Genomic DNA, 14,491 nt, shown 5'->3' with positions numbered 1-14,491 from the left:
GAATCTAAACTGATATTCGTTCATAAAGTACCTCTTACCAATCTCGCTTCCCACAAAGTCCTCGGAGTTAATAGTGAGCAATAGAGAGCATATTTCCTTTCTAGAACCAATAAAAAATCCACCCGCTTACTCAATGGATAAAGAAAATAGAAAACTAGAACTTAAACTTGATGTACAGTACGAAAAGAATAACATTTTCAGTTTTTACAAAACCCATGACACACCAACCTGGACCCGTGTATTTTCATCATCAATCACTCAAGAAGCAGGTTTCACACTGACAGGCCCTACCATTGAAATTCGCGCTGATAGCCACCTTACTATCCAGACAAACAACCTGCTGCCAGAGGAAGACCCCCTCAATACACCCGCTACAATAAACTTCCCCCATGAATTCAATACCTACAACTTACATACTCACGGGCTCCACGTCTCCCCAGAATCTCCGGCCGACAATGTCTGCATGAAGATCAAACCAGGGGAAAGTTATACCTACGAATACGACATTCCCAAGGACCAACCCCCAGGACTCTACTGGTACCACCCCCATAAGCACGGCTCTGTCGCTATACAAGTCGGCAGCGGGATGGCAGGCGCCCTAATCGTAAGGGATGAATTTGACGATGAACTTGAGGCAATGGGAGTTAAGGAACATATTCTTGTCTTCCAGAATATTGCCGTAGATGAGCACGGAAAAGTAGAGGATCAACACCAGGTCGCTAAGTTCCCAGATAGTGAATACTGTATTACCGTTAACGGACAATACTGCCCTATCATTCATGCAACGGTGGGTGAGCTTCTCAACCTGAGACTTCTCAATGCTACCACCAGGACATCGATAGATATCGATTGCCCTTGGTTCGCGCAAATGTACATCTACGGGTTTGATGGAAACCCTACTGATGACTACCGCCTACAAGACGGCGTAAGCCTGGGCCCCGCTAATCGAGCCTCCCTTTTCTTAAAAATCAGTGAAGCCGCCACTCCGGGAGCTCATTTTTACATTTACAATAATGCGATTGAGTTCCAACAAATGCCGCATTATAAGTACCATAACAACAGTCCACTTTTTGTTATCGCCATTGCCCAGGGGGAGGAAATCGGAACGGCAATCTATGCCCCCAGCAAACCACCCGCCCGATGTGCACCCCCACCCTTCCCCAGCAGTTTTAAAGTGGACTTACTGAAACCTATTACAGATGATGAGATCACCAATACACGTCGACTCACTTTCCAGGCCAACACGCTTGATGACCCCCAAAAATATTATCGCGGGCTGAATGTCAGTATTGACCATTCACCATTCGAAGGGTGTGAAGTGGTTAATCATTACGTAGAGCTTGATGCAGTAGAGGAGTGGACCTTGGTTAATGAAAGTGAATTCCCCCACCCAATCCATATTCATGTTAATCCGTATTATGTTATCGAGGTGGTTGGAGAAGACCCCATGCACCACACACTCAAACTACCGTTTTGGTGCGACACCTTTCAAGTACCGCCCCATGGACATGTAAAATTCCGTACTCGTTTCAAAGATTTTACCGGAAAGTATCCTCTGCATTGCCACTTACTTTATCATGAGGATGGGGGCATGATGCAGCATGTTAGAGTTGTCAAAGATGCCTCTGAGATTCCAAAATAGCCCACTTATCTATCCAGTCATTGAATGCAAGGATCGTTAAAGCCCCGTAAGAGCTAACACTTACTGGGGGCCACTTTTTGCGGGTCATGTAACTTGGGCGGAGTTGCATTACCACAATGCTTACTCAACCAATCGCAAGCATGGATAATATCCTTTGCAAGGCCACTGATTGCATTCTGATTGAGATGAGGGCGAACAACAATTCTCAGAGAGTTTACAGACTGAGCGTTTGGCGGCATCGAATAGGCAGAAAGAACCCATCCCCGCTCACGTACTTTATTGGATATATCATATTCATTAAAATTCTTATATTTTTTATTCAGGGTCATGGCAACAACTGGGATTCTCTGGGTTTTATTCATTATTTCAAAGTACCCACTGGCCACCAGAAGTTGACGAAGAGTCTGCGCATTCTCCAAGGTGTGCTGCATAATCTGCCTGTAACCCTCATAGCCTAGACGTATAAAGTTGTAATACTGGTAGGCAACCGGCGATGCATTTCGGCTAAAGTTCAATGTGGCTGTAGGCATCTCCCCACCCAGGTAATTAACATAGAACATCAAGTCTTCATCAAAAACTGCTCTTTCACGAAAAATTATCCACCCCAATCCCGGCGGCACCAAGCCAAACTTGTGCCCGGAGGCATTGATAGATTTCACTCTTGGCAAACGAAAATCCCATTTGTAATTCGGATAGAGAAATGGATTAACAAATCCTCCCGACGCCCCATCAATATGCATAGGGATATCGTTTCCTGTTCTCTCTTCATACTTATCCAACCAGTTTTGAATCGCCCTAAATGCATCATCCTCACCGGTAAAGGTTTGCCCGGCGATAGCGACAACAGCGATGGTATTCTCATCGACCAATTCATCCAGATGTTCACTGGTAAAGCGGTAATGACCAGGCTTTAACGGTGCTATGCGCGGCTCCACATCAAAGTAGCGCATAAATTTTTCCCAAACGATCTGCACATTGGCTCCGGTAACCAGGTTAGGTTTTGAGCCGTCTTTGCCGGCTTGCTGCCTCTTCTTACGCCAATTCCACTTGTGCGCCAAACCAGCCAACATGCAGGCCTCTGACGAGCCTATGGTCGCTGCGCCGTATGGCTCTACTCCCTTAGGTCCATTCCAGAGGTTGTGTAACCAGCGAACCATTCGCGCTTCCATCGCAAACAGCTGTGGATACATGTCATGATCAATATAGTTCTTCAGATAATGTTTCTTAGCGACCTCAAATGCTTCTGACTCAGTAAAAGTTGTGACAAACGAAGATAAGTTCATCGCAGGCTTTGCGTCAGCCCAGGTTTCACTGGTTACAATAGCCTCGGCAGCCTCTGCTGAAATACTACACCGGGGAAAGTGCTTTTCTGGAATATCTTCATTGTATTCGTCAAAGAACCTATCAAATGGAGATTGCTCTTTCACTACCTACCTCCGGCTCACTCATCAATATCAGAAAATGACTGCTGTTGATGGCCACCCTCCCCCCGCCAGGAGGGATTGTGAAAATAGAAAATTAACAAGGGAACGGTGATCGCTATAGCAATTCCACCCAGGTTGAGAGCAACATAAGTTACAGGATTTTTTATCGTGAGCTGTTCTGGCGGGAAAAATGAAACTACCAAGGCAAAAACAACGGAAATTAAGCCTATTCCGGCAACAATACAAACCCCTGGCAGCCCTCCCGGGATACGAAAACTTCTGGGTAAGTCTGGTTGCGTGATCCGCAATCGAATAACCGCAGCAAACATCATTATGTACATAATGATGTATAAGCTAATAGCCATCACTGAAATTAAAACAAAAGCTGTAGATACATTATCCATTAAAATGTAAATGGACGAGATTGCTGCTACCACTACAAACTGTGCGAGGAGAATATTTTTTTGTACACCCACCCGGTTTTCTCGCTGAAACCAAGGCGGCAACATCCCATCCTGGGCCGTAGCCAGTAGCCCTCGACTGGGGCCAGCCAACCATGCCAAGGCACCACTTAGTGCACCATAGCCAATTAGCCAGGAAAGTGCTTGCACGGGCCATTGAATCCCAAGTAGCTGCCCAAAAGCTCTTTCGTAAGCTGTAAATAAGCCAGTTTCTACAGATATCTCTTTATAGGGCAAAATTGCAGCAATAGAGAGTGCGCCGAGAGTGAACACCAGGATGGAAATAACGGCGGCGATGGCAATTACAGCTGGATATCCTCGACGGGTATCACGTAGTTCCGACACATGCGTGGCCTGTGCTTCCACTCCAGCAAAGGCAAGTAAAATACCCCCGAGAAAAGCAATTGCCCCCAAACCGTTAATATGGGGAAACCAGCGCGGGTGATCATAACCATCCCGACGCACTGCTACTTCCGGGTCGGTCAAGGTCTCCCAGCCAATAGGATTACCACTCACCACCCACCAAACAGCCAGGACAATCAAAATCAAACAGGGAAATACGATACCCACCAGAAATCCAAACTGTGCCACTTTTACCAGAAAGCGGGTTCCGGTAAGGGCAATCAGTGTCGCTAGCAAATAGGCAAGAATGCAAAACCCACCGATATAGTAGGTATTCTGGGCGATGGTATTATCGCCCACCGCATAAGCCACCGCCGCAGCGGCAAAACCCAACTCCGTGGGATACCAAACAATGCACTCGATCCACTGCAACCATATAGCGACAAAACCCACCTTCGGGGTAAAAGCCTCACCAACCCAGGTATAGACACCCCCAGTGCGCTCTGAAAAGGCGCTGCCAAGTTCTGCCGACACGAGCCCTGCAGGAATCAAGAACAGCAATGCCGCAAAGCCGATATAGAAAAACATCGTCAGCTCTTCTTGCGCCATCATCGGCAGGGTACGCAAGCTGGTAACAACCGTTGCGGCAGTTAGGAGCCCGAGAGCAGCCACAGAAAACATCTTTCTGTTGGCAATATCCGGGGTGCTCGATGCACTGCTCCCTTTTGGTCGCACTGATGGGACCTCCCTGGAGTGCAATATTTTTGCGGCAGTACAAAGAAGCAAAGCCTATCGTGGGAGTCTGCGGGATAGATGGGATAACAGAGGTGCCGCTACCAAGGCATAAGCCGCCCTTTTAGCAACGGACTTATGGAAACATAGAATTCATAGCAAGTCGGTGCCCACACCATCTTTCACCCAAGGAGAAATCGGCTAGGGCAGTGGTATGTGGCAGTTAGCCTGGAACCCCATGTTTGGTGTAGATATCGAAGCGTCCGGATTTCCCCTCCAAGGAAAGGTTGGGCTTCATATCAGCCAAATAGGGGGCAAGCTTAGGGCGCTTAACTACTGTGCGGTAGTAGCAGGCCGCCAAGGCAGGGCTCAATAAGCTATCCGCATCCTCATCAGTCCCAACCAAATGATGGAAGGCAGCCATTTCCTTTTTGACCTTGGCAGCTTTCCCCCGCGCAGGGAACATTGGATCCAGATAAATAACAGGGATGGATTCCTCCGATTGCAGCGCGAGCCACTCTGACGCCGCCGTACAGCAATCCACCAAGCTCATTCGCTCAGAAATTGCAGCCAACTCAGCATCCCCGATAGACGCCTGTCGCAGCCGGCGTATTCCATCTTTCAGCAATTGGAAAACAACCGGGTTGCGCTCCAGCATCTGCACCTCACATCCCAGCGCCGCCAGAACAAAGGCATCTCTACCCAAACCAGCGGTGGCATCGAGGACTTTGGGGTGGAAGCCAGAACGCAGACCAACAGCTTTTGCTACCGGTTGAGCTTTACCGCCGCCATACTTGCGGCGATGAGCAAGTGTTCCAGCAACAAAATCCACCCATACTGGCCCGGCTGCTTTGCGCCCGGTCGCACATAACTGCAGTTGCTCTCCGAGACACAACACTTGGGGAAAGTCGACCACATCAGCAGGAGAAATAGCTCCAAGGAGGGGGTAATCTAACTGAGCGGATAGTTCTTCCGCTGCGGAAACATATTCTGGCGCCGCAGCGACAATAGCCAACGATGGACTCACCTGCCCTCCAGGTAACATTGAAAAAGGGAGGCGATGCTAACCCGGTTTTTGTAACCATTCCAGAGCTTGAGCGGACTCCTCTTCGGGAAAGGGACGCACCTCAGCACTGATGAAGTGACAGGCAAGGTTGGGCATAAAGCGGAGGATAGGATTATCGGTAACCACGGCTATCCGGCGGATATGCCGTTGATGCTCTCGAATAAAGCGAAAATGAGAGATCATTGCGACGAAGCTCTCCCAGCCAGCGAAATCCCCCGCATTGACTAGCAACCCTTCTATACGTCCCCGCTTGCTGATGATCGGATCAACTTGCGCGGCTAGCAACTGGAAGTCCTCAACGGTTAACTTCCCAACTGGTCTAACCTCGAGTATTCGATCACCCTGATGCCAGATATGCTCAATCATATTTTGAGAATGCGGCAGGGCCACACTTCTGTGCGGCCCTGCTTTTCGCTTAGCTCGATGTAGCTGAGTCATTATTATTGGTCAGTTATCATTACTTTCCATTCCCTCATCCTGACCGGTATCTGCCTCTGTATCTGTTTCAGTGCCATCGGCAGAGGCATCCATATCGTTAGTCGCGCCCTCTACAGCATCATTGGCTTCCTTCGTAGCATCATCTACGACCTTATCCGCTTGCTGATTTAGGTCGCCACCCGAGTTATTGCTCGCGTCTGGCATGGCGCTAGAATCATTAGCATCCGGGCTCATGTTGCCATCTGCACCCATATTGTCTGACCCAGACATAGTAGCGTCAGGTGAGCTCCCGTTATCTGAAGACCCCGGAGGAGCGGGATCGGTTGAGTCAGAGTCCTGGGGCATTTGGGAATCGGGATTGCCCATACCATCAGGGGAATCCGAGGTATCTGCTGGGGCCATTGAGCCACCGCTACTTCCTCCACTAGAGGGGGTAGAGGATCCCCTCATCTGTTCACTCTTCTGCTCCTGCTCCATCGAGTTATAGGCTTCTTTAGCCTTATGCTCGCCGCTGCGCGACATAAAATAACCGATGATCAGTAATAAAATGATCAGGGGAATCAGTAACTTCTTCATATCTGGACCTCTCGACCCCAGGCAAACTCAAAAGAAGACATTAATCATTAAAATCGAGCCGGTTACACAGTGCTGGTCGGTGTACTTTCTCGATAACAATCCCAAACCCTGACACTCCAGCCTGTTTACAACGGTGCGCAACTTAATGAGATGCAGCGCCTGTAAAAGAAGGTCGCGCCAATACTGATAAGAATAACCCTCCTTTGGGGTTCTTCAAGGGGGAGAGCCACTTCGTAGCAGGTTGGATTGCTGTAAAGAAAGAACCAGTTACAACTGATAGTTCTAACAGGTCTGCAAGAAAGCAACTTATTAGCCCTGTTTAATAAACTTATTAAGTTGGGCAAGTATCGCGGTGGCGTCTGACTCAGCAATAACCGCCTCACAACTCCTCAGGTGTAACCTTCCGTAGCTATCCAAATTCGCAAAAATCAGATAGTTTTCACCTTGCTCCAGCTTTAAATCGCAGGATTCAAATCCCAGGCGGAAGGTGATCTCTCCACCCATTGGCCCCTTCCAAACCTGGCTGGGAACGGCAGAGTAGATATAGCCTGATATGGCTGTAATTCCCTCCTCAGACAGTGCGCTATCCACATCCCTGTGAACATCAATAATTTCTACTTGCGCCACAACCTCAGCTTGGGCAAAACGTATTTCCAAATGAGCAGTAGATGCCGAAGCTATGTCCTCAGCAGCATGCGCCATGCTACTCACTAGGAGATATAAAATAACACTCACGATTTTGGAAAATGTCTCACAAGATATTTTTTGCGTCACAACCCTCTCCTTACTTATGCTCTTATCGCAGTAGACATAGCACAAGTAATTAGGATCGGCTTACTCTTTTTTACAGAGTCTGAAGGATAGCTAAGAGGTAAGGAAATTTGGCAGAAATTCCTCTAGCGTGAAAATCAATACAGTAGATAACCAAGCGGGCTGCTCGATGAGCAGCCCTGATAGCTATAAAATCGGCCATTTAAATACCGGTATAGGTTAAGCGATAGATTTTATGGGCAAAATCATCAGAAATTAATACGCTGCCATCAGGCATTTCTAAAAATGCAACAGGGCGCCCATAGGTGGTTTCATCCCGCATAAAACCAGTGACCAGCGGCTTGTAATCCGTGACCTCACCATCTTTAACTGTCGCCATCATTACTCGGTAACCTGATTTTTTGCTTCGATTCCAGGACCCGTGCTCAGCAACCAACAAGTTCTGTTGGTATTCCTTGGGAAACTGCCCACCGCGATAAAAGTGAATTCCGAGAGGCGCCACATGGGCATCTAAATTTAATACCGGCTTGGAATAATCAGCGGCCTTCTTACCCTGACCAAATTCCGGATCAGCAATATCGTCACCGTGGAAATAAGGATAGCCAAAATGCTCTCCTGCAAAGCTTACCTTATTGATTTCACAGGGTGGGATATCATCACCCATCATGTCCCGACCATTGTCTGAAAACCACAATTCATTGGTTTGCGGATGAAAATCAAAGCCAACGGAGTTTCTCACTCCATTTGCAATCACTTTTGTTTTCTTAGATTGCAAGTCCAGCGAAAATATTTTTGAGTAATTTTCGTTGGCATCACAGATATTACAGGGCGCGCCGACGGGCACTATCAGCTGCCCTTCACTATCAAAACGCAAAAATTTCCAACCATGATGCCTGTCCGCTGGAAACTGATCGTAAACAACCTCAGACTTCGGTTTGTCAAGATTTTTATCAATCTGGGGAAAGCGAATAATCTTATTGACATCAGCCAGATATAAATCGCCATTTTTATAGGCAATACCTGTCGGCGCTTTTAAATCATCCATCAATAGCCAACGCTGATCACCTACACCATCTTTATCTGTGTCCTTGAAAGCATAAACTTTTTTCGCGCTGAAAGAACCAGAAAATACTGTACCCGACTCAGAACGTGCCAATTGACGAGCCGTCTCAACATCTTCTGCAAAGTAGCTGAGCTTAAAGCCCTCGGGTACCTTGAGGTAATCAAGGTCTATCTCGGCACTTGCAGAAGCTGCAAATAGCAAACTGGCCAAAAGTAAGTATTTCATATTTATATTCTTGCAAAATATAAATATTAACTAAAAGTGAAGATGTTGATCAACTCAGAGGTTCAGACATACATGAGCATTCATGCTTAAACCCTAAAAAGCCGCCCCTCATGTCGAAGATAAGCCAAAAATCAACGAAATCCAGTATTTTCAAGCGAACTGTTTGCGGTATTTACTGGGAAGAATACCTTTCTGCCGAAGAAACGCCCTTCTCATTTGTTCCTGCGACGAAAAGCCACACTGGGTTGCCACTACATCCTGACTAATCCCTGCCTCCAATATTAACTGACAGGCCTTCTCAACTCTAACCTGCTCCAAATACCGAGCCGGAGTTACACCTATTTCGCTTGTGAAGCAGCGAGAAAAATTTCGGGGGCTCATTGCTTGTTTTTTGGCCAAAAAATCAACGCTGAGAGGCTGCTCTAAGTTTAGGTTTATCCATTCCAACAACGGGGAGAACCTATTATTTTTTAATTGTGCCTGTAAATAACTACTGTACTGACTCTGATCACCATCACGCTTCAGGTACAAAATCATTTCCCGAGCAACTAAAAGGGCCAGTTTTCGACCGAAGTCCTCCTCAACCATAGCCAAGGCCAAGTCTATCCCTGCACTTCGCCCTACAGAACTGTAGATTTTCTTATCTCTCACAAAAATCGCTTTGTTATCTACTTCAATATCTTTATATTTTTTTAGATCACCGATGTATTTTTCATGGGTTGTAGCCCGATGCCCTGATAAAACTCCAGCCTTAGCAAGTACCAGTGTACCACTTCCGCTAACCCCTATCCTCTCAACTTCCTTTGCCTTAACTTTCAACCACTCAAGAAACTGACTGTCATCCGTTAAGTCAAGGCAACTTTTCGCAGTACCACCTCCAACTAAAAGAGTATGGATGGAGCCTGCCTCTTCAAAAGACTTATCAGGATGTACTTTTAGACCTGTTGATATTTCCTTGGGCTCTTTGGATGCAGCCAAAAATTCGATATTGTAAAGCTGATTTTCACCGTACCCGAAATCCGCCATTTGCTTATTTGCAAATGAAAAAACCTCTGCTGGGCCAGAAATATCCAAGCATTGAGCGCCGGAGCAAATAACAATGGATACCGTTCTTTTATTTCTTTCCATAAGACCCAGATAGGGCGATGGGGTACTACTTTTCACTGCGAACACCTAAAACTAACTTATCAAACTTAAAGGATTTTTTATGTTGTCTTGCAAAGTTAACCTGACGCAAAAAGACAAAATGACTATTTTGAATTCAGTGACTTTAAGTGAGAATGTACCAGTATTCTATATTCTGTAAAGTATTATTATTATTGCTTTTCGGAATAACGGGTCATCTATTATTTGGGGCCCCTTAACTGGTCAAATTCCACCCTTTTTATCTTCACAAGCCGCCGAAATATTTTTTATCTCCTTATTTGGCACCATTGAACCAACAATTATCTTATTAGGCGGCAAGAGGGGACATTTTTCACCCTCATTAATTTGGCGCTTTTTGCATGCTAATTAGCAGAAAATAGAAGGCTTTCTCTTAGAAGACCATTATTTGAAGCAACATGCTTTGTACCAATTAGCCCCACCAAATAATTTCAATAGTAAAATAAACTCACTACACCTCACGCAATGGCATTACGGAAAAGTAATTATTTGGAATGAGGCAACAATTAGATTTTTCAGGGCATTGTCTTTTTTCTGTAATATTTGACATCGCACCCAAGGGTAGCAGGTTGTATCTCTTCGAAATTAATTGACCTTTAGTGCTTTTGTCCTCACAGCTAACCGAGATTTACTAGCCCCAATATCGTCAAACAAGGATCACAATAAAAACCTAATGAAAGAGAATCAAGTAAAACACATGTAGGGCAATTAAATGATACTTTGGATTAAAATTTTACACACATTAAGAACAACTTCTGCCCATTTTCCCACGTATAGCTTTGGCCTTGTAGTTCGCGACAAGCCGTAAGAACTATATATCAGGCTGCTATTATGTAAACATGGTGTAGAGTGAGACCATATCTACGCACTTATCCCCCGTATAGCTCACTACCTTAACTTCAATAGAATTAAACAGGCAGCCTTTAAGCAATAGAAGGGAATCGACCTCTTGTAGGCACCTTCTTGTAAGAGCCCCCAACCAAAGAGTAGAAAGGGGCTCTATACAGTACTCAATTAGGCGGTACCGGCCATATTACACTTAATGGCAGTTACAGCTTTTCCAGTTTATGGATAAGGCCTCCAGATGAAATACTGCTAACCCCATTCCCAGCCCAGATCTGGCTTTGACTAGGGCTGGTAAATGACTCCACCAAATTCACACCGCCATCGCGACTAAAAGACCCAGAGGTTAATGCAGCAATATCCCAGTAAGTGCTACTATAGAACTGACTGTCCATTGCCGTATTCATACCATCGCCACTAAAGAGGGAAACATCACCTGCTGTTTTACGTTTGAAGGCTGTAACTAATGAAGGGAGTGAAGATCCACTAAAGTCATTAGCTTCCATTGCAGTAATTGTAAAATCAGGGCTTGAATAAAAGTATCCGTACCCGGTTGCTGAAGTAATACCATCTCCACGATAAATTCGGGTTTCATCATCCGACTGGAAGGCCACTGTTAGCTGATCGTGTCCTGCCCCCAAGAAATCACCAGATGCCAACGCGGGGACTTCCCAGTAATCACTGCGGTGTAGAACCCCCATATTTGTCAAGCCTTCAATACCGTCTCCACGATAGATGATCGTTTCACCTGATGGAGCGGTCATAGCCGTGACAATTTCAGAGGCGCCATCGCCATCAAAGTCACCCGATACCATTGCGTCAATGCTCATATCAACGCTATTAAAAAGTTGCCCTTGATCAAATAAGCTTCTAGTGCCGTTACCACGGTAAACTATTGTCTCATTACTCTCTCTATTTGAAAGTACAGTAATAGCCTGGTCCGACTCACCACCACCGTAATTACCGCTCTCTAAATTAGAGACTTTATAATCCGAACTGATATAGACAACGTCCTTAAGGTATTTCCCTTCACCACCAGTAGCCAAAACAACTTTTGTAAAGTCGTTATAGTTTAATGCTACCAATATTTCATCCAGGCCATCTCCATTAAAGTCACCAGCGATGGTGCCCCCAATGCTTTCCTTTACTATTTGATCTCCATGATAGAACTTTTGTTCTCTTTCAATAAAAGTACCAACATCGTCAGACGCAAGAGTAGCTGTAACTTCTATTTTACTACGATCACGATAGGGGAAGGTAATTATGTTGTTTTTCACTAAATTACCAAACGAAGGCTGCTCCCCACCGGCTACATTACGCCAGCTAGAAAGGAAGGCTATCTTTCCAGAGCGATCTGAATAGTTACTGTGTATATTGTTAAAATTACTAGCATCCCTTACCCGAACAGGGTCACCTGATATAGTGTAAAAGTAATTCCCATACACCTCATTCTCACTGCTATTATGAGCAAGATATACTGCATGCATTAACGATGATTGCTCAGGGATATTCTCCGCCTTATGAAAAACATTATTGTAAATCACGTTATATTTTGAATTTACAACGTCAACCACACCATACCCAGCGCAACCTTCTGGGCAGTTACTAACATCAAATAATGTGCCCATTTCCACAAACTTATTATCGTGGATTTTATTACAGCCATTCCAGCTCGATGCTCTATTCTGCCTACCGCCATTAAAAATTATTCCGTAGGTGGCATAGTTGCGCAATGTTAAGCCACTGATCTCAACATTGGTGCACTGACCATCTTGAGCGCTCAGATTAAAAAATGACTTGCTTCCCTGCCCCTCAAATACCGGCTCCTCATCAGCGTAAGGCTTAATAATTAACCGATATACCTTATCAGTCTCAGTCCATTTCACACTTTCAGCGTAATAAGTGCCGCCACGAATAGCAATCGTGGTATCACCATCGCTAAAATCCACTAGCTCCTGTGCCCGGGATAAAGTCTTTACCGGCTCCTCAATATTGATACCGGTATTGGAGTCATCTCCCTCAGAGGACATATAAATTGTCTTTGAAAATCCAGCCGCCGGAAGCATCATCAACATCCAGGCAAAACATTTAAAATTAGACCCAAGTCTCATTTAAAACCTCACAGATAAGTTAGGTGACAAAAATGGGTAATTGTCACGAGGCTTCATCTTAGATTTCCTGACTTTTTTTACAAAGGACAAGCTTCCTGCAAAAGCTCCACTTTTTAGTGTTTGGCGCCACCTTAGTTCACAGTCATAAGAAATTAACACCACACCATACCTGAGATAAAGTATGTAAATATTTACTTCAAAAAATATCCGACAATTAAACCTTAGATTGCCAAACTGAACACTGGGCAACAAATTAATTCACTCTTCATCGAAATCCAGTTTAATTTTATATATCTGCAATTAAATTAATGCAACACTAAGTTAAAGCTATTAAATGTATCGCGCCACGATCTTTATTTGAATCAAAAACACCAAGAAAATAGATACAATTAGAGCTTCACAAAACATTAATTATTATATCTTGGGCTTACCTGAATCCACGAGTATATTTTAGCTTTACCCTATTTATTTTATCGTGGCTGAATACTGTAACAGGAAGGATTGCACAGCTGGAACGCAAAGCACTCTACCGGGTGACTTTTCCAGTATGAGGGGGCTGAAAGATAAAATTAAGGCGTCCATTAAGGTCCACAATTGAGCACCGACGAAACCTTTCAATTGGACCAAAAGCGCCACGAAAATTACTACTTCAATTGAGCCTGTATAAAAAGTGTTAGCGAATTAACCCCATACACCACTATTTGACTGGAATGGCCGGTAACTGCACCTTGAAAAAGCAGCGCTATTGCCGAAGGTATCCCACAAATTCTAGAATGGCAAAATATATCTTCAAGGTACCGGCTCTATTTCAACCATGCCTTTGAAAGCCACTTTAAACGCTCGGAGGAACCCATTGAGAAAGCAGCCAGTTGCATCTGCTCTTGCTGGCTTTCTTCAATCAACCTCTTGATTCTTGATGTACTCTCGAATCATCTGCTCATCAAGACCTACTGTACTCACGCAGTAGTCCCGAGCCTAAAAGTGCCTTCCTGTGAAATTTCTCTGCACATGCTTGTACTTCCGAAATATCTGGATCGCAGATTTCCCTTTCAGAAACCCAACCGTATTGGAAACACTTAACCTTGGAGGAATCATTAACTACATATGAATGTGATCCCTCATTGCGTACCCCTCGACCAACTCAATGTCTTTTTGATGACATAAGTCTCGGAATATTGCTCCAATCTCACGTCTCAATGCTCCAAATAACGTTTTCTTTCGATACTTGGGAACAAATACCACATGGTACCTGCAATAATGTTTCACGTGAGCTTGGCACTGCCAATCTCGCACATGGCCTCCTTAAAGAACTTGCCGGTTCATGGAGGTCATATTTTTACTCTGCACGCCGGAACAGCAGAGCCTTATCAAGTCTCACCGCCTGAGGCGGTGGTTTACCTATTTGTTAATTAAATGGTCCCACGGCATACGCCGTAGAACCATCAACCATTCATTAATTTTACAGCCAAACTCAATAGCGATTTTTACTCTAAGGTTCATTCTTTATCACTCTCAAACTCAACCATAAAATCAACTAACTCAAGACCACTAACAGGGGCTTTGACGTTTGCAACTGATTTAAGGCCGTATGCCTTAAGATCGCCATATTCTCTGGTGTATTTCCTGACCCTAC

Annotated in this window: 10 protein-coding genes and 1 pseudogene; 1 reads left to right on the top strand and 10 read right to left on the bottom strand. The window is 45.0% G+C overall.

Annotated elements, in window-relative coordinates:
- Positions 1-73 precede the first annotated feature (73 nt).
- Positions 74-1,642, top strand: a complete 1,569-nt coding sequence (locus tag ACJJI4_RS07265; RefSeq protein ID WP_444927576.1) for a multicopper oxidase family protein — start codon at positions 74-76, stop codon at positions 1,640-1,642.
- A 53-nt stretch (positions 1,643-1,695) separates the two neighbouring features.
- On the opposite strand, the gene gad is transcribed toward ACJJI4_RS07265, so the two are convergent.
- The 10 genes and pseudogenes from gad to tnpA all read right to left on the bottom strand — a co-directional run bounded on the left by gad (position 1,696) and on the right by tnpA (position 14,151).
- Positions 1,696-3,069: a glutamate decarboxylase gene (gad, locus tag ACJJI4_RS07260; protein ID WP_444927575.1), complete on the bottom strand. Its 1,374-nt coding sequence runs from the start codon at positions 3,067-3,069 to the stop codon at positions 1,696-1,698.
- A 14-nt stretch (positions 3,070-3,083) separates the two neighbouring features.
- Positions 3,084-4,604, bottom strand: a complete 1,521-nt coding sequence (locus ACJJI4_RS07255) for an amino acid permease (RefSeq protein ID WP_413665489.1) — start codon at positions 4,602-4,604, stop codon at positions 3,084-3,086.
- 220 nt (positions 4,605-4,824) lie between these two features.
- A complete protein-coding gene (locus ACJJI4_RS07250) occupies positions 4,825-5,628 on the bottom strand; it encodes a class I SAM-dependent methyltransferase (protein ID WP_444905541.1) in 804 nt (267 codons plus the stop codon).
- Between the two features lie 36 nt (positions 5,629-5,664).
- Positions 5,665-6,033 (bottom strand): SpoIIAA family protein, encoded by a 369-nt coding sequence (locus ACJJI4_RS07245; protein ID WP_413665487.1) that lies wholly within the window; start codon positions 6,031-6,033, stop codon positions 5,665-5,667.
- An 81-nt stretch (positions 6,034-6,114) separates the two neighbouring features.
- Positions 6,115-6,681 carry a hypothetical protein gene (locus tag ACJJI4_RS07240; protein WP_444897586.1) on the bottom strand — a complete coding sequence of 189 codons (567 nt, stop codon included), beginning with the start codon at positions 6,679-6,681 and terminating at the stop codon, positions 6,115-6,117.
- Between the two features lie 309 nt (positions 6,682-6,990).
- A complete protein-coding gene (locus ACJJI4_RS07235; protein WP_444927574.1) occupies positions 6,991-7,455 on the bottom strand; it encodes a netrin-like domain-containing protein in 465 nt (154 codons plus the stop codon).
- A gap of 199 nt (positions 7,456-7,654) precedes the next feature.
- Positions 7,655-8,740, bottom strand: a complete 1,086-nt coding sequence (locus ACJJI4_RS07230; RefSeq protein WP_444927573.1) for a PQQ-dependent sugar dehydrogenase — start codon at positions 8,738-8,740, stop codon at positions 7,655-7,657.
- Positions 8,741-8,890: 150 nt separating this feature from the next.
- A complete protein-coding gene (locus tag ACJJI4_RS07225) occupies positions 8,891-9,904 on the bottom strand; it encodes a GlxA family transcriptional regulator (protein ID WP_444927572.1) in 1,014 nt (337 codons plus the stop codon).
- Positions 9,905-10,953: 1,049 nt separating this feature from the next.
- Complete coding sequence (locus ACJJI4_RS07220) at positions 10,954-12,696, bottom strand: hypothetical protein (RefSeq protein WP_444927571.1); 1,743 nt, start codon at positions 12,694-12,696, stop codon at positions 10,954-10,956.
- A gap of 1,056 nt (positions 12,697-13,752) precedes the next feature.
- Positions 13,753-14,151 (bottom strand): annotated as a pseudogene (gene tnpA, locus ACJJI4_RS07215) (IS200/IS605 family transposase).
- Between the last annotated feature and the right edge of the window lie 340 nt (positions 14,152-14,491).

It is taken from the genome of Microbulbifer maximicatervae (SeqCode) (assembly GCF_052467305.1).
Note: the sequence above shows the minus strand (reverse complement) of the source record. Positions and strands in the feature narration are given on the sequence as shown.

What these genes read in the sequence shown, in the direction of transcription:
- ACJJI4_RS07245 (WP_413665487.1), bottom strand. Translation starts at nt 6,033, where the DNA reads ATGATTGAGCATATCTGGCATCAGGGTGATCGAATACTCGAGGTTAGA.
- ACJJI4_RS07240 (WP_444897586.1), bottom strand. Translation starts at nt 6,681, where the DNA reads ATGAAGAAGTTACTGATTCCCCTGATCATTTTATTACTGATCATCGGT.
- ACJJI4_RS07230 (WP_444927573.1), bottom strand. Translation starts at nt 8,740, where the DNA reads ATGAAATACTTACTTTTGGCCAGTTTGCTATTTGCAGCTTCTGCAAGT.